Below are 16,003 nucleotides of genomic sequence, written 5' to 3'. Positions count from 1 at the left end.
CGCATGTCACACCGCTGCTCGCGCCCCGGACCGCAGCGCGGGCAGCGCCAGGCCGTAGAGGGCGAGTACGGCGGTGAGCAGCAGGTAGTACACGGCCGGCAGCGCGGGCAGGCCGAGCGCCGGGCCGAGCGGTGAGACCGGCAGCACCAGACCGATGGCGGCCAGCACGAGCGCGGCCCGGGCGACCGGTCCCGGTCCGCGCCGGCCGGCGGTGCCGCGGCCGGCCCGCAGCAGCACCATCACCAGGGCCTGGGTGAGCAGGTTCTCGCTGAACCAGCCGGAGTGGAACACCGCCTCGTCGTCGCCCGTCCCCGGCCCGTGCACCGCGAGCGCCAGGACGCCGAAGGTGGCCAGGTCCGCGACGGCGTTGAGGCCCCCGAAGACGGTGATGAAACGCAGCAGGGCCCGCGGGTCCAGCACGGTCGGCCGGCGCAGCACCGAGGGGTGCGGGCGGTCGTGGGCGAAGGTGAGCTGGGCGGCGTCGAAGCACAGGTTCTGCAAAAGGACCTGTGCCGGGAGCATCGGCAGGAAGGGCAGCAGCAGACCCGCGGAGAGCATCGCGAGGACGTTGCCCAGGTTGGAGGAGAGGGTGATGCGCAGATAGGTGGCGATGTTGCCGCCCGCGTGCCGGCCCACGGCCACGGCGTGCGCGAGCGCGGTGAGGTCCCGCTCCGCCAGCACCACGTCCGCGCCCTCCCGGGCCACGTCGGCGGCGTCCCGCGGGGCGATGCCGACGTCGGCGGTGCGCAGCGCGGGCAGGTCGTTGACCCCGTCGCCGAGAAAACCGACGGTGTGCCCGGCGGCGCGCAGCGCCTCGATGACACGGGCCTTGTGTTCCGGGGTGCAGCGCGCGAAGACGGTCGTACGGCCGACCGCCTCGGCGAGTTCGCCGTCCGGGAGCCGGTCGAGGGCGTCGGCGGTGAGGACGGCTTCCGCGGCGACCGGAACGCCGAGGTCGCGGCAGGCGCGGACCGCGGTGTCCGGATGGTCGCCGGTGAGGATCTTGACGGTGACCCCCCGGTCGGCGAGGACGGCCAGCGCGTCGGCGGCGGAGGGCGCGAGCGCGTCCCGCAGGGTGACCAGCCCCCGGAAGACCAGCCCGCGGACGTCGGCCGGCCGGTGGTCCCGGTCGCGCGCCGGGCGCTCGGCGGTGGCGACCGCCAGGACCCGCACCCCGCCCTCGGCCTGCCGGGCGGCGAGCGCCCGCAGCCGGTCCCGCTCCTCGTCGGCGAGGGCACAGCGCTCCAGTACGGCCTGCACGTCCCCCTTGACGGCCAGCGTGTGCGTGCCGAGCCGGCCGGGGGTGCGGACGACCGCGACGGCCAGCCGCCGGTCCGGCGCGAAGGGTACGGCCGCGATCCCGTCGTACGCCGTGAGCGCGGCCTCGTCGGCCGCGTCCAGGATCGCCTCGTCCAGGGCGTCGGGGGCGGGCAGCTCCGCGAGCTGGAGGGTCCACCAGGCGTTGACGGCGGCCCAGTGCAGGACATCGGGGTCGTCCCGGCCGTCGGGGCCGAGGGCGCGGTCGACGACGGGCCGGTCCTGGGTGAGGGTGCCGGTCTTGTCCAGGCACAGCACGTCGACGGCGCCGATGTCGTACAGGGCCGGCAGCCGCTTGACGATCACCCCGTGGGCGCGGGCCAGCAGCGCGGCGCCGCGGGCCAGACAGAGGGTGACGAGGACGGGCAGCATCTCCGGGGTCAGTCCGACCGCCACCGCCACCGCGAACGGCAGCGTCTCCAGGCCCCGGCCGCGCAGCGCCGCGTTGGCCATCAGCACCAGGGGCGGGGTCAGCAGCATGAACCGGATCAGGATCCAGGAGATGCCGTGCACGGAGCGGTCGAAGGCGCTGCTCTCCGGCCGGCCGGCGCCACGCTCGTGTGCCGTGGCGAACCGGGTGTGCGGACCGGTCGCGACGACCACCGCGGTACCGCTGCCGGAGGCCACGCTGCTGCCCTGGAAGCAGAGCTGGGGCCGGTCGAGAACGCCGGACCGCTCGGCGGGCGCGGTGCGGGGGGCGTGGTCCGAAGCCCTCCCCCACTCTCGGCTCCGCTCGAGCGGGGGGACCCCTTTGGGGACCGGGGCGGACTCACCGGTCAGTGCCGCCTGATGCACGGTCAGCCCGGCCGCCCGCAGCAGGTGTACGTCCGCCGGTACCAGATCCCCCGGCCCCAGCCGGATCACATCGCCCGGCACCAGCTCGGCCACCGGCACCTCGCGGGTCACCGGGCGGGCGCCCTCCTCGGCCCGGCGCAGCACCGTGGCGGTGGTGGCGACCAGCTCCCGCAGCGCGGCCGTCGAGCGGTCGGCGCGGCGCTCCCCGGCGGCCCGCAGGACGCAGCTCACCACGACCAGCGACAGGATCACCGAGGCGGTGCCCCAGGCGAGGACGGCCGCCGAGACCAGCCCGAGGCAGGCCAGCACCGCCGTGAACGGATCCCGCAGGCTGCGCAGGAGCAGCCGGGGCCAGGAGACCGCACGCCGGGCCGGGCCGGTGTTCTCGCCCAGCCGGGCCAGCCGCTCCTCGGCCTGCGCCTCGGTCAGTCCGCGCGGGCCGCTGTCCAGCCGGCGCAGCGTCTCCAGCACGGTCGGCGGCGACGCCGGTGCGGTCGTCTCGGCGTCCTGCCCCGAGGCGGTGGTGGTGTCAGCCACCGGTTCCGCGCAGCTCGCGCACCGGCGCGAGGGGGTGCTGCGAACGCGCCGTCAACTGCCCGACCATCACCCGCACCACGGTGACGACGTCCGGGTCGTCGACGTAGTACACCTGCCGTCTGCCCTCGCGGCGGGAGCGTACGAGCCCGGCGAGCTTCAGCTTGGCCAGATGCTGGCTGACGGCCGGCAGCGCGCCGCCGACCCGGGCGGCGAGGTGCGTGACGTCGCTCTCGCCCTGCGACAGCGCCCACATCAGGTGCAGCCGGGCGGAGGAGGCGAGCAGTCCGAACGCGGCGGCCGCCTCGGCGAGGACCTCGGCCGACGGATCCTCGAAGCCACCGGCGTTCCCCGTCACAGCCCTCTCCCGTCCCGCCCACTCCACAGCCGACACTCATGTGCCCGCCCAGTGTAGGTGTGTGGATGCTCGGTGTCCTTGCGCGGTCGCGCAATGTCATGAGTCCGTGCCAACACCTCAACGGCTCGTCACCAAAGGCCGGATGCGATGGCCATGGCTCAGTGCCCCTCCCTAGGCTTGCGCAAACAGGCAAGTACAGGGGTAGATACGGGGAAGTACAGAGAGGACAACACCGTGGGCGTCATCGGCTGGATCATCCTCGGCCTGCTCGCCGGGGCCATCGCCAAGCTCCTGCTGCCCGGCCGCGACCCGGGCGGGCTGATCGGCACCACCCTCATCGGCGTCGCGGGCGCGTTCGTCGGCGGCTGGCTCTCCGCGCACTTCCTCCACCGGGCGGTGCAGAAGGACTTCTTCGACCTCTACACCTGGGGCGCGGCGATCGCTGGCTCCCTGGTGCTCCTCATCGGCTACCGCATCCTGTTCGGCAACTCCCGCGACTGATCCCCGGTGCGCGCCCGTCCGCGCGCCTCCAGGCATGCCGCCATGTGCGCCTCCTCCAGCCGGCCGAGGAGGAAGGGCAGCATGCCCCGTTCCAGCAGGGCCAGTTCCCACGCGCCGCGCGCCCTGGCCACCTCGGCCCGGGCGTCGTCCTCAGTCCGGCCCGCATCCGCGGACCGGGGGCGCCCCCGCGTCACCAGCAGCCGGAGCAGGCCGCCGACCGGGAGTCCGGGGCGGGGGCCGGAACCGGAACCGGGGTCGGAGCCGGAACCGGGGTCGGAGCCGGAGTCGGAACCGAAGCCGGGCCCGCCGCATGCCGCGGCCAGCGCCCCGCGGTACGCGCGGTATTCGAGGTCCGCGAAGGCCGCGATGCGGCGCGCCGCGCACAGCGCCCGGTCGCGCAGCTCGGCACGCCCGACCCGGCTGCCGCACCGCACCATCGCCTCACCGACCTGGCCCATCGCCAGGGCCCGGTCCAGCACCCGCTCGAACACCACGCTGAACTCCGGCTCCACCGGATCGGCATCCGTCATCCGTCCCCCGATACCCGACAGCTCACCACCAATAGTTCCATATTTGCGCAACCATCGAAGCAGTACACGCGGGGCAAGAGGATCTAGGCTGCTTGTGTAGGGAGTGTCGTTCCGTCTGTGGGGTCCGTGGCGTGGTGAGGGAAGTCCCGTTGAACTTCTGGTCGCTCTATCAGCATGGCTTCGCGCGCGTCGCCGCGTGCACCGGCCACACCGTCATCGCCGCACCGCACGCCAACGCCGAGGCGGTCCTGCGGCACGCGCGGCGGTGTGCCGAGGAGGGGGTCGCCGTCGCCGTCTTCCCCGAGATGGTGCTGTGCGGCTACTCCATCGAGGACCTGCTGCTCCAGGACGCGCTGCTCGACGAGGTCGAGCAGGCGCTCGCCACCGTCGTGGCCGCCTCGGCCGAGCTGCTGCCGGTGCTGGTCGTGGGCGCCCCGCTGCGGCACCGCAACCGCATCTACAACTGCGCGGTCGTCGTGCACCGCGGCCGGGTCCTCGGTGCCGTACCGAAGTCGTACCCGCCGAACTACCGGGAGTTCTACGAGCGGCGGCAGATCGCCGGCGGCGACGACGAGCGCGGCGGCACCATCCGGATCGGCGGCGAGAGCGTGCCGTTCGGCGTGGACCTGCTGTTCTCCGCCGCCGACGTGCCCGGCCTGGTGCTGCACGCGGAGATCTGCGAGGACATGTGGGTGCCGGTGCCGCCCAGCGCCGAGGCGGCCCTCGCCGGCGCGACCGTGCTGGTCAACCTCTCCGGCAGCCCGATCACCGTGGGCCGGGCCGAGGACCGCAAGCTGCTGTGCCGCTCCGCGTCCTCCCGCTGCCTCGCCGCGTACGTCTACGCCGCCGCCGGTCTCGGCGAGTCCACCACGGACCTGTCCTGGGACGGCCAGACCATGATCTACGAGAACGGGGTGCTGCTGGCCGAGTCCGACCGCTTCCCGCTCGGCGACAGTTACGCGGTGGCCGACATCGACCTGGATCTGCTGCGCCAGGAACGGCACCGGATGGGCACCTTCGACGACAACCGGCGCACCCACGGCGAGCGCACCCGCGACTTCCGCACGGTGGACTTCCGGCTCGACCCGCCGCGGACCGACCTCGGTCTGCGCCGCCGCCTGGAGCGCTACCCGTTCGTGCCCGCCGACCCCGACCGGCTGGCCCTCGACTGCTACGAGGCGTACAACATCCAGGTCGCGGGGCTCCAGCAGCGGCTCGCGGCGATCGGCGGCCCGAAGGTGGTCATCGGTGTCTCCGGCGGCCTGGACTCCACGCACGCGCTGATCGTCGCCGCCCGGGCGATGGACCGGGCGGGCCGCCCACGCACCGACATCCTGGCCTACACCCTGCCCGGCTTCGCCACCAGCGACCACACCAAGAGCAACGCCCACAAGCTGATGCGGGCCCTCGGGGTCACCGCGGCCGAGCTGGACATCACGCCGACCGCGCGGCTGATGCTGAAGGAGATGGGGCACCCGTTCGCCGCCGGTGAGCCGGTGTACGACGTCACCTTCGAGAACGTCCAGGCCGGGCTGCGCACCGACTACCTCTTCCGGCTGGCCAACCAGCACGGCGGCATCGTGCTGGGCACCGGCGACCTCTCCGAGCTGGCGCTCGGCTGGTCGACGTACGGCGTCGGCGACCAGATGAGCCACTACAACGTCAACTCGGGCGTGCCGAAGACGCTGATCCAGCATCTGATCCGCTGGGTCATCGGCAGCGGCCAGTTCGACGAGGAGACCGGGAAGATCCTGGCCGCCATCCTCGACACCGAGATCAGCCCCGAGCTGATCCCCGGCGAGGAGTTGCAGTCGACCGAGTCGAAGATCGGCCCGTACGCGCTGCACGACTTCACCCTGTTCCATGTGCTGCGCTACGGCTTCCGGCCGTCCAAGATCGCCTTTCTGGCCTGGCACGCCTGGCACGACACGGCGGCGGGGGCCTGGCCGCCCGGCTTCCCGGAGGAGAAGCGGGGCTCCTACGACCTGGCGGAGATCCGGCGCTGGCTGGAGGTCTTCTGCCGCCGCTTCTTCGCGTTCGCCCAGTTCAAGCGGTCGGCCATGCCGAACGGGCCGAAGGTGTCCGCCGGCGGCTCGCTGTCGCCGCGCGGCGACTGGCGGGCCCCGTCGGACGGCAACGCCGAGGCGTGGCTGCGGGACCTGGAGCGGTTCGAGTTCTAGCCCGGGGCGCCCCCGGTCGCACCCGTCAGGTGTTCCAGGTCTCGTCGTACGGGTCGTGCGGGACCGGGACCGGGCGGGTGCCGGTGACCAACAGATACGGAACGGGGCCGTTGTTGACCGGGTCGTGGGCCAGGCGGGGGGTGTAGGTGCCGGTCACCTCCAGCCACGCGTCCGGGCGCAGCACCGGGGGCAGGTCGCCGGTCAGGGCGATCTTCACCGGCTGGGCGTCCGCGGCACAGCAGTTGAGGGCCATCCGGACCAGGTAGGGCGCGCCGGAGCGGTCCAGGGCGAGGAAGCCGGTGACCCGGACGGGACGGCCGTGCAGGGAGCGGCCGTGGTCGTAGGCCGCGCGGGAGGCGTAGTCGACGACCGAGAGGGGAACCGGGTCGCCGCCGGGCAACGGGCCGTACCCGTACGGCTTCTGGAGCGCCGTACCGGCCCGCAGCGCGCTGTAGGAGCCGAGCGCGGGCGGGGCGATGAGGATCAGGGCGAGCAGGGGCAGCAACAGCAGCCAGGAAAGCCGGGGTTCGGGGTGGCTGTGCCGGTCCGGGCCGTGCTGGTCCGGGCCGTGCTGGTCCGGGCTGGGCTGGTCCGGGCTGGGCTGGTCCGCGCTGGGCTGGTCCGCGCTGGGCTGGTCGCGGTGGTGGCGGGCGCGCCGACGCTCGTACCAGGCCGTCGCCACGGCCGTCGCGATCAGCACCACTCCCGAGGCCAGCAGCAGCGGGCGCAGGCCCGTCTTGACGTAGCGCAGATACAGGTCGGTGCTGCCCGCGTGCAGCAGGGCGGCGCCGAGCAGGAACAGGACGGCGGCCTGGGACGGGCGGTTCACAGCAGCACCGCCCCCGTCAGCAGGCCGCCCGCGACGGCCAGCACGAAGGTGGCCGGCGCGAACCGGAGCGCGAAGGCGCGGCCGAAGGTGCCGGCCTGCATCGCGAACAGCTTGAGGTCGATCATCGGACCCACCACCAGGAAGACCAGCCGGGCCGTCAGCGAGAACTGGGTGAGGGAGGCCGCGACGAACGCGTCCGCCTCCGAGCAGATGGAGAGCAGTACGGCCAGGACGGCGAGGGCGAGCACGGAGAAGACGGGGTTCCCGGCCGCCGTGCGCAGCCACTCCGCCGGGGTCGCCGCCTTCAGGGTGGCCGCGGCCATCGCGCCGAGCACCAGGAAGCCGCCCGCGTGCACGGTGTCGTGCCGGACCGACTGCCAGAACGCCTCCCCCCGGGTCGCGCCCTCGTGCGCACCGTGCGCCGGCGGGCGCAGCCAGTCGGTACGGCCCAGCCGCTGCCACAGCCAGCCCATCACGCACGCCACCAGCAGGCTCGCCGCGAACCGGGCCAGCACCATCACGGGATCGCGGGGGAAGGCGACGGCGGTGGCGGTGAGCACGATCGGGTTGATCGCGGGGGCGGAGAGCAGGAAGGCGAGGGCGGCGGCCGGGGTCACTCCGCGGCGCACCAGGGCGCCCGCCACCGGCACCGAAGCGCACTCGCAGCCCGGCAGGACCGCGCCCGCGACCCCGGCCACGGGCACCGCCAGCAGGGGGCGGCTCGGCAGGGCGCGGGCGAAGAAGGACGGCGGGACGAACACCGCGATCGCCGCCGACAGCAGCACACCGAGGACCAGGAAGGGCAGCGCCTGCACGGTCACCGCGACGAACACCGTCATCCAGCTCTGCATCAGCGGGGTGCCGAGCGCGCCGCGGATCGGGGACTGGGCGAGCACCGCCAGGACGAGGACGAGCGTCAGCACCAGCGGGGAACTGAGCCTGGCTCCGCCCTCCGTACGGTCCGCGGGGCGGCCCGGGGCCCGCGCCTCGGCGCCGGGCGGGGCGTCTTCGGTGATGGCCACGGGTGGATACCTCCGCTGGTACGGTTCCTCCCCCTGCGTACGCGAGGCGTCGCACGGGCGTTCATCCCCTTGCTGGAACCACTCCCGTCCTTGGGGCAGTCTTTTCCCTCGTGGCGAGCGTTCCGTATCAAGGCGGCCCCGGCGTACCGCACATGGTGGTGTGCGGTGACGACGGACTCGCGCACCGGCTGGCCGCCGAGTTGCGCGGAGTCTACGGCGAGCAGGTGACCCTCGTCGTACCACCGAACGGACGCACCGCCCGGCCGCCCGTCGTCGGACGCGCCCGGGGCGTGTCGGCGTCGCTGCTGGACCGCGTGGTCAGCGCCACGGTCGGCCGGACCGGCGGGGCGGCCACGCCCGCCGCCGCCCAGAGCAGCGCCCCGAGCGGCAGTGGCGGCATCGGCGGGACCGGCGGTGGTGCCGGTGACGGGGTGCTGGAGGCCGCCGAACTCACCGAAGCCGTGCTCGCCGAGGCCGGGGTGGAACGGGCCGCCGCGCTCGCCCTCGTCCACGACGACGACGAGACCAACATCCGGGCCGCCCTCACCGCCCGCCGGCTCAACCCGCGACTGCGGCTCGTACTGCGGCTGTACAACCGGCGGCTGGGCCAGCACATCGAGGAACTCCTCGACCAGGCCGCCGCGTTGGCCGGCTGCGACGACGCCGACGGCATCGGCCCGGACGCCTCCACCACCGTACTGTCCGACGCCGACACCGCCGCGCCCGCGCTGGCCGCCACCGCCGTGGCCGGCACCAGCAAGGTCGTGCAGTGCGAGGGGCTGCTGCTGCGGGCCGTGGAACGGCCGCCGTCCGGGGACGGACCGGCCGCCGACCCCGGGCTGTGCACCCTCGCGCTGCTGTCCGCGCCCGCCGGCGACTCCCCGGCCGGCGGCGGCTCCGGGTCGGGCGACGGCTCCGCTCCGGGCAACGGGGAGCAGGAGCCGCGGCTGCTGCCCGACGACGAGGAGGTACGGCAGGCCGGCGGGCGGGCGGCCGTGGTGCTGGAGCAGGTGACGTCCGCGGCCGGCCGGGAGTCGGCCGCACCCGGCCGCGGGGTGGGCGGTGTGCCCCCGCTCGCCTCCCTCTTCTCCCGGCGGCTGCGCTGGTCGCTGGCCGGGATGGTGGCGTGCGTGGTCGCGCTCGCCGTCGCGCTGTGGGCGGTGACGCCCCATCTCCATCCGGTGCGGGCCTTCTATCTCACCCTCCTCGATCTGTTCGCCATCGACGACCCGGCCATCGGCGCGCCGCTCGGCCGCCAGATCCTCCAACTCCTCTCCGGGCTCACGGGGTTGCTGCTGCTGCCGGTGCTGCTGGCCGCCGTCCTGGAGGCGCTCGGCACCTTCCGCACCGCCTCCGCGCTGCGCAAGCCTCCCCGCGGGCTCGGCGGGCATGTCGTCCTGCTCGGGCTGGGGAAGATCGGCACCCGGGTGCTGAGCCGGCTGCGCGAGCTGAACGTCCCCGTGGTCTGTGTCGAGTCCGACCCCGAGGCCCGCGGTCTCGCCACCGCGCGGCGGCTGCGGGTGCCGGTGGTGCTCGGCGACGTCACCCAGGAGGGGGTCCTGGAGGCCGCCAAGATCCACCGGGCGCAGGCGCTGCTCGCGGTGACCAGCGCCGACACCACCAACCTGGAGGCGGTGCTGTACGCGCGGACGGTACGACCCGATCTGCCGGTGGTGCTACGGCTGTACGACGACGACTTCGCCACCGCCGTGTACCGGACGCTGCGGGCCGCGTACCCGCAGGCCCGGACCCGGAGCCGGAGCGTCACGCATCTCGCCGCACCCGCCTTCGCCGGGGCGATGCTGGGCCGGCAGGTGCTGGGGGCGATTCCGGTGGAGCGCAGGGTGTTGCTGTTCGCCGCGGTCGGGGTGGACGGGCATCCCCAGCTGGAGGGGCGGACCGTGCGGGAGGCATTCCGGCCGGGGTTCTGGCGGGTGCTGACGCTGGACGGCCGGACCGATACCGCTCCTGATCATGTGCTGGAGAAGGGGGACCGGGTGGTGGTGGCGGCGACCCGGAGAGGGCTGGCCGAACTCCGCTGACCCCTCCGGGGGTTCACCGGCCTTTTGCCCCCCGCCCACCCGAAACGGTCGGCTGGAAGACTCCGTCCCGGGTGGGGGTGGGTGAGGCCGGCTGGGTGCTGCCGTGGGTGGGCTCAGGAGGGCGGGAGGTGGGTGGCGGCGAAGGCGAGTTCCAGGGCCACCTGCTTGATGCGCTCGTCCACCACCAGCGAGCCGTGGCCCGCGTCGTAGCGGTACACCTCGTGGATCGCGGAGCGGTCCCGCAGGCGTGCCACGTAGTTGTCGATCTGGCGGATCGGACACCGCGGGTCGTTGACGCCCGCCGAGATGTAGACGGGTGCCTTGACCTGGTCGACATAGGTGAGCGGGGAGGACGCCTCGAAGCGGTCGGGGACCTCCTCCGGGGTGCCGCCCAGCAGGGTGCGGTCCATGGCCTTCAGCGCCTCCATCTCGTCGTGGTACGCGGTGACGTAGTCCGCGACGGGCACGACCGCGATGCCCACCGCCCACGCCTCGGGCTGGGTGCCGAGGCCGAGCAGGGTGAGGTAGCCGCCCCAGGAGGCACCGGTGAGGACCAGCCGGGCCGGGTCGGCGAGGCCCGAGGAGACCGCCCAGTCGCGGACCGCGGCCACGTCCTCCAGCTCGATCAGGCCGACCCGGTGCTTGAGCGCGTCGGTCCAGGCGCGGCCGTAGCCGGTGGAGCCGCGGTAGTTGACCCGGACCACCGCGTACCCGTGGTCGACCCAGGCGGCCGGGCCCGCGGCGAAGGAGTCGCTGTCGTGCCAGGTCGGGCCGCCGTGCAGGTCGAACACCGTGGGCAGCGGGCCGGTCGCGCCCGCCGGCTTCTGGACCAGGGCGTGGATCCGGCCGCCGGGCCCCTCCACCCACACGTCCTCCACCGGCACCGACGGCGGGCAGGTCATGCCCGGGGGGTCCAGCACCACGCCGCCGGAGGTGGAGCGCACCGCCGGGGGCCGCGCCGCCGACGACCACAGGTACTCCACGCTGCCGTCGGGGCGGGCCGTGGCGCCGGAGACCGAGCCGGGCGGGGTGGGGATGCGGGACAGCTCACGGCCCGCCAGGTCATAGCGGAACAGCTCGCTGCGGGCCTCGAAGCTGTGGGCGATGAGCAGGGCCGAGCCGTCCGGGTACCACTCGGCGCTGACGTCACCGGGCAGGTCGAGGGCCAGGTCGGTCTCCTCGCCGGTCGCCACGTCCCACACCAGCGGCTCCCAGCGGCCCCGGCGCTGATGGCCGACGAGCAGCCGGGTGTCGCCGTCCACCGGGGCGAAGCCCAGCACCTCCAGGCCCAGTTCCTCGGTGCCGCCCTTGGTGTCGTCCAGCTCGGCGACCGTCGTGCCGTCGGGGCGCAGCACGCGCAGCGCCGAGTGCATGGCGTCGCCGTGCTCGGTGTGCTCGACGGCGATCAGCGAGCCGTCGTGCGAGAGGTCGCCGACGCCCGCGGACTCGCGGTGCCGGTAGATCTCCAGCGGGGCGGCGCCCTCGCGGGCGAGGTGGATCGTCGTACCGTCCGCGTCCGTGGAGCGGCCGACGACCGCCGTACGCCCGTCGCGGGCCAGGGCGAGGCCGGCCGGGTAGGAGGGGTCGAGCCCGGGGACGGCCGGTTCGTCCGGGCCGCCCGCGAAGGGCTGGCGGCGCCAGATGCCGAACTCGTCGCCGTCCTTGTCGTCGAACCACCAGATCCAGGCGCCGTCCGGGGAGAGCACGCCGTCGGTGGTGCCGTTCGGCCGGTCGGTCACCTGGCGCTGGTGACCGGTTCTGCGGTCCCAGGCGTACAGCTCGTACGTACCCGTCGCGTTCGACACGAAGAGGGAGCGGTCGGGGGCGTCCTCCGCCCAGTCGGGCAGGGACACCCGCGGCGCCCGGAAGCGCTTCTCCCAGTCCGGCATCCCCGGCTCGTCCCGCATGTCCCGCATCCTCGGCTCGCCCGCCGTGTCCGGCGTGTCCGGCGTGTCCGGCGTCTTGCTCTCGCTCGTGGCCCCAGTCATGCGCCCATACTGCCTGGCCCCGCCGACAATTCGCTGGCCGGTACGCCCAGCCTGTGGATAACTTTCGGATCATGAGCACAACGACAGCCTCCGTATCCGTTCCCGACGGCTGGCGCGAGGACAACCGCGCCATGTGGGACGAGCGGGTTCCGGTGCACGTCGCCGGGGAGTACTACGACCTGGACGGCTTCCGGGCCCGCCGGGACGTGCTGCGGGACTTCGAGACCGCCGAGGTCGGCGACGTCACCGGCAAGACACTGCTGCACCTCCAGTGCCACATCGGCCTCGACACCCTCTCCTGGGCGCACCGCGGCGCCGCCCGCGTCGTCGGCCTCGACTTCTCCGCGCCGGCCGTGGCGGTGGGCCGGTCGCTCGCCGCCGAGTTCGGCTACGGCCCCGAGCGTGCCGCGTTCGTCACCAGCGACGTCTACGACGCGGCGACCGCCGTGCCCGAGCCGTCGTACGACATCGTCTACACCGGGCTCGGCGCGCTGTGCTGGCTGCCCGACATCCGCCGCTGGGCCGAGACCGCCGCCTCGCTCGTCGCGCCCGGCGGCTTCCTCTACCTCGCCGAGTTCCATCCGATCACCGAGTCCCTGGACGACGCGACCGGCAGCCGGATCGTGCGCGACTACTTCTCCCGCGACGCCCAGGTCTACGACGAGCCCGGCACCTACGCCGACCGGGACGCCGCCACCGTCCACAACCGCAGTGTGGAGTGGCAGCACACCCTCGGCGACGTCGTCTCCGCGCTCGCCGCGGCCGGGCTGCGCATCGAGTTCCTCCACGAGCACCCCGTGTCGGTCTTCCAGCGCTTCGAGAACTTCGAGGTCAGGGACGGTTTCCACCGCTTCCCGGCGGACCGTCCGGAGATCCCGCTGATGTACTCGCTGCGCGCCGCCAGGGTCTGAGCCCGCGCCGTTGCCGAACCCGGTGCCAGGGGGCCGGGCCCGGGCGCCGTACCGTGGAGGGCGTGTACCGGTTTCTGCTGACACCCCGCTGGTGGGGCATCAACGTCTTCGTGCTGCTCGCCATCCCGTTCTGCATCTTCATGGGGTCCTGGCAGCTGAGCCGGTTCGAGGGGCGGGTGCAGGACCATCGCACCGCGACCGAGCAGGCCGCCTCCGACCGGCACGAGACCGCACAGCCGCTCGACGCGCTGCTGCCCGTCGACAAGGCCACCTCCGGGCGCCGGGTCACCGCGAGCGGCCACTACGGCAAGCAGCTCCTGGTGCCGGGCCGGCAGCTGGACGGCAAGGACGGCTTCTACGTCCTCACCCTGCTGCGTACCGGTTCCGGCAAGGCGCTGCCCGTGGTGCGCGGCTGGCTGCCCGGCACCGCGGACCCGGCGAAGGCCCCGGCGCCGCCGGCCGGTGAGGTGACCGTCACCGGCGCGTTGCAGGCGTCCGAGACCCCCGGCAGCAACGGGGTCACCGCGCAGAGCGGGTTGCCGGCCGGGCAGACCTCGGCGATCAGCTCGGCGGCGCTGGTGAACCTGGTGCCGTACCGGCTGTACGACGCGTGGGTCACCCTGGACCGGGCGGACGCGGGGATGAAGGCGGTGCCGGCTTCCGCGCCCGACGGGACCGGGCTGGATCTGAAGGCGTTCCAGAACCTGGGATACACCGGGGAGTGGTTCGTGTTCGCCGGGTTCGTGGTGTTCATGTGGTTCCGGCTGGTACGGCGGGAGGTCGAGGCCGTGCGGGACGCTGCGCTGGGCCTGGTGCCGGATGAGTCGGAGCGCACACCGGTACCTAGTAGCTGACCGGTACCGGTGTGGGCCAGAGCAGCCATGGGCTGCTACGCGCCCGGCAGCACTCCCGTGTAGTACACCGTTCCCGCGCACTCGCCCGGGACCACCGTCGCCGCCGAGGGGGCGCCGCCGGCTGAGGTGTGGGAGATCAGGACGCTGCCGTCGGCCGTGCCGTCCGCGGTCATCAGCTGGGTGGTCGTGCCCTCCGACGTGGTGCCGCCGTCGGTCGTACCGGCGGTCGTGGTGGTGCCCGGGGTCGCGTCCTGGGACGGCGACGGGTCCGCCGTCGGTCCGCCGGTGTCCGTGCCGCCGGTGCCCGAGTTGTCGCCGCCGGTGGTGGGACAGGCCGCGGAGGGCACGAAGGCGAACTTCTCCTCGTAGGCGGCGCCGGGCTGGAGGACCAGTCCGGAGACCTCCTGGGAGGGGTCGGGCAGACCGGTCGCCGCGTCACCGGCCACATGCCGGGCGGTGAGGATCTTGGCCGGGTCGGCCGCGCCCTGCGCACTGGCGCCGATGGAGCCCGGGCCGGCCACCGTGCACGCGGTGGTGGAGACGTTGACGACGCGGAAGGTGCCGTAGACGACGCCCGCGGAGTCGGGTGCGGCGGCGCTGCCGGTGGCCGAGCCCAGCTGGGCGGACGTACACGACGCGAGGCCCGCCGACGCGGACGTGGACGGGCCCGTGCCGCCGGTGGAGCCGGTGGAGCCGCCGCCGGTGCCCTTCTTCCCGCCCTTGCCGGGGTCCTTGCTGGGCTGCACGACCGTGCCGGGGGTGCCCTTCGCACCGCGGGGGGTGCTGCCCTTGTCGCCGTGTGCCTGCCCGGTGCCGCCCTGGGCCTGGGAGGACTCGCCGGCCATGGCGGTGTCGGGGCTGGAGCCGTCGACGCCGGAGACATGGATGAGGGCGGGGATCGCGGTGCCGATGAAGAGGGCCGCCGCTGCCATGCCGACGGCGGCCTGGCGCTTGCGCGCCCGCCGCGCGGGTACGGCCCGGCGGAGGTGGTCCAGGGTGCCGGTGCGCGGTTCGAGGTCGCCCACCGCGGAGTGCAGCATGCGCCGCAGGGCCGCCGCGTCCGGGTCGAGCCCGTCCTCCGCGCCGTCCGCGCGGTCCTGGTCGATGGATTGGCCGAAGCTGTCGAAAACGCCGCTGCCGTCGAGCTTCTCGCGGCCGTCCGGCTCGCCGAACCGCTCGGCGGGCTTGTCGTCGGGGCCGTGGTTCACAGTTCCGTTCCCAGCATGCGATGACGTGTGCTCTTGTTCCTGCCGCTCATACCGTCTTCCCCATGGCCACGCGCAGCGCCGCGATGCCCCGCGAGCCGTACGCCTTCACCGAGCCCAGGGATATCCCGAGGGTCTCGGCGACCTGAGCCTCGGTCATGTCCGCGAAGTAGCGCAGCACCAGGACCTCGCGCTGCCGGCGCTGGAGCCCCTTCATCGCCTTGATGAGGTCGCGCCGCTCCAGCTGGTCGTAGGCGCCCTCCTCCGCGCTGGCCATGTCCGGCATCGGCTTGGACAGCAGCTTCAGGCCGAGGATGCGGCGGCGCAGGGTGGAGCGGGACAGGTTGACGACCGTCTGCCGCAGGTAGGCGAGCGTCTTCTCGGGGTCGCGGACGCGCTTGCGGGCCGAGTGGACGCGGATGAAGGCCTCCTGGACGACGTCCTCGCAGGAGGCGGTGTCGTCGAGGAGCAGCGCGGCGAGGCCCAGCAGGGACCGGTAGTGCGCGCGGTAGGTCTCGGTGAGGTGGTCGACGGTGGTGCCGACGACGGCAGCGGGGGCCTCGGTCTCCTCGGCGCCGTCACGCTGACCGGGTATGCGGGCGGGCCGCGCTGCGGGCATGGGCGCGATCACCGGCATGCCGCCGGGCGGGCGGGGCCGGAAGGCCGCACGCGGGGGCCGAAGGGCCGCGGCGCCGCGGGGCGCAGTGAATTCGAGTACCTCTGCCACGCCAGTTGGACACGTCTCCCCCCGCCAGGGTTGTACGTGCCGGGCGTCACATGTGCGACAACCGACGGTGCCTCAAGTGCCGTCATGCGTCCCGCTCTTCCCCTATGTCCGATATCGACCGCGGTCCGCTGTGGACCGGGTCCGACCTGGACGAGCGTCCCCACGCCCGGCCGATCGCGACGTCCCCACGCCTGAAGAGTGACCGCAAAG

Annotated in this window: 13 protein-coding genes; 5 read left to right on the top strand and 8 right to left on the bottom strand. The window is 73.9% G+C overall.

The annotated features are described in order from the left end of the window. Positions 1 to 6: 6 nt before the first annotated feature. Complete coding sequence (gene mgtA, locus ACZ5CZ_RS28440; RefSeq protein ID WP_468947123.1) at positions 7 to 2,649, bottom strand: magnesium-translocating P-type ATPase; 2,643 nt, start codon at positions 2,647 to 2,649, stop codon at positions 7 to 9. After that, entirely contained in the window at positions 2,642 to 3,004 is a 363-nt protein-coding gene (locus ACZ5CZ_RS28435; protein WP_385848339.1) for an ArsR/SmtB family transcription factor, read from the bottom strand. The genes mgtA and ACZ5CZ_RS28435 overlap by 8 nt, the downstream gene beginning before the upstream one ends. Before the next feature lie 234 nt (positions 3,005 to 3,238). Here ACZ5CZ_RS28435 and ACZ5CZ_RS28430 point away from each other — a divergent pair, with 234 nt between their 5' ends. Next, on the top strand, positions 3,239 to 3,505 hold the full coding sequence (locus ACZ5CZ_RS28430; protein ID WP_385848338.1) for a GlsB/YeaQ/YmgE family stress response membrane protein: 267 nt from the start codon (positions 3,239 to 3,241) through the stop codon (positions 3,503 to 3,505). Here the strand turns inward: ACZ5CZ_RS28430 and ACZ5CZ_RS28425 are convergent. Next, positions 3,472 to 4,035, bottom strand: a complete 564-nt coding sequence (locus ACZ5CZ_RS28425; RefSeq protein ID WP_468947120.1) for a hypothetical protein — start codon at positions 4,033 to 4,035, stop codon at positions 3,472 to 3,474. The genes ACZ5CZ_RS28430 and ACZ5CZ_RS28425 overlap by 34 nt on opposite strands. A gap of 149 nt (positions 4,036 to 4,184) precedes the next feature. Between ACZ5CZ_RS28425 and ACZ5CZ_RS28420 the strand changes: the two genes are divergently transcribed. Beyond that, positions 4,185 to 6,215, top strand: coding sequence for an NAD(+) synthase (locus ACZ5CZ_RS28420; protein WP_468947118.1), 2,031 nt, complete (start codon positions 4,185 to 4,187; stop codon positions 6,213 to 6,215). Positions 6,216 to 6,240: 25 nt separating this feature from the next. Here ACZ5CZ_RS28420 and ACZ5CZ_RS28415 read toward each other — a convergent pair whose 3' ends face one another. Continuing rightward, on the bottom strand, positions 6,241 to 7,044 hold the full coding sequence (locus tag ACZ5CZ_RS28415; protein ID WP_468947116.1) for a TIGR03943 family putative permease subunit: 804 nt from the start codon (positions 7,042 to 7,044) through the stop codon (positions 6,241 to 6,243). After that, positions 7,041 to 8,066, bottom strand: a complete 1,026-nt coding sequence (locus ACZ5CZ_RS28410) for a permease (RefSeq protein WP_385848332.1) — start codon at positions 8,064 to 8,066, stop codon at positions 7,041 to 7,043. The genes ACZ5CZ_RS28415 and ACZ5CZ_RS28410 overlap by 4 nt, the downstream gene beginning before the upstream one ends. Positions 8,067 to 8,218: 152 nt before the next feature. On the opposite strand from ACZ5CZ_RS28410, the gene ACZ5CZ_RS28405 reads away from it, so the two are divergent. After that, positions 8,219 to 10,108: a potassium channel family protein gene (locus ACZ5CZ_RS28405; protein ID WP_468947220.1), complete on the top strand. Its 1,890-nt coding sequence runs from the start codon at positions 8,219 to 8,221 to the stop codon at positions 10,106 to 10,108. A gap of 113 nt (positions 10,109 to 10,221) precedes the next feature. Here ACZ5CZ_RS28405 and ACZ5CZ_RS28400 read toward each other — a convergent pair whose 3' ends face one another. After that, on the bottom strand, positions 10,222 to 12,024 hold the full coding sequence (locus ACZ5CZ_RS28400; RefSeq protein ID WP_468947219.1) for a S9 family peptidase: 1,803 nt from the start codon (positions 12,022 to 12,024) through the stop codon (positions 10,222 to 10,224). A 143-nt stretch (positions 12,025 to 12,167) separates the two neighbouring features. On the opposite strand from ACZ5CZ_RS28400, the gene ACZ5CZ_RS28395 reads away from it, so the two are divergent. Together ACZ5CZ_RS28395 and ACZ5CZ_RS28390 are read left to right on the top strand one after the other, a co-directional pair. Next, a complete protein-coding gene (locus ACZ5CZ_RS28395; RefSeq protein WP_385848330.1) occupies positions 12,168 to 13,007 on the top strand; it encodes a class I SAM-dependent methyltransferase in 840 nt (279 codons plus the stop codon). Positions 13,008 to 13,069: 62 nt separating this feature from the next. After that, positions 13,070 to 13,861 (top strand): SURF1 family protein, encoded by a 792-nt coding sequence (locus ACZ5CZ_RS28390; RefSeq protein WP_468947113.1) that lies wholly within the window; start codon positions 13,070 to 13,072, stop codon positions 13,859 to 13,861. Between the two features lie 35 nt (positions 13,862 to 13,896). On the opposite strand, the gene ACZ5CZ_RS28385 is transcribed toward ACZ5CZ_RS28390, so the two are convergent. After that, a complete protein-coding gene (locus tag ACZ5CZ_RS28385; protein ID WP_385848328.1) occupies positions 13,897 to 15,069 on the bottom strand; it encodes a hypothetical protein in 1,173 nt (390 codons plus the stop codon). Positions 15,070 to 15,115: 46 nt separating this feature from the next. Continuing rightward, a complete protein-coding gene (locus ACZ5CZ_RS28380) occupies positions 15,116 to 15,793 on the bottom strand; it encodes a SigE family RNA polymerase sigma factor (RefSeq protein WP_385848327.1) in 678 nt (225 codons plus the stop codon). Between the last annotated feature and the right edge of the window lie 210 nt (positions 15,794 to 16,003).

The organism is Streptomyces sp. NPDC031418, from assembly GCF_055581605.1.
Note: the sequence above shows the minus strand (reverse complement) of the source record. Positions and strands in the feature narration are given on the sequence as shown.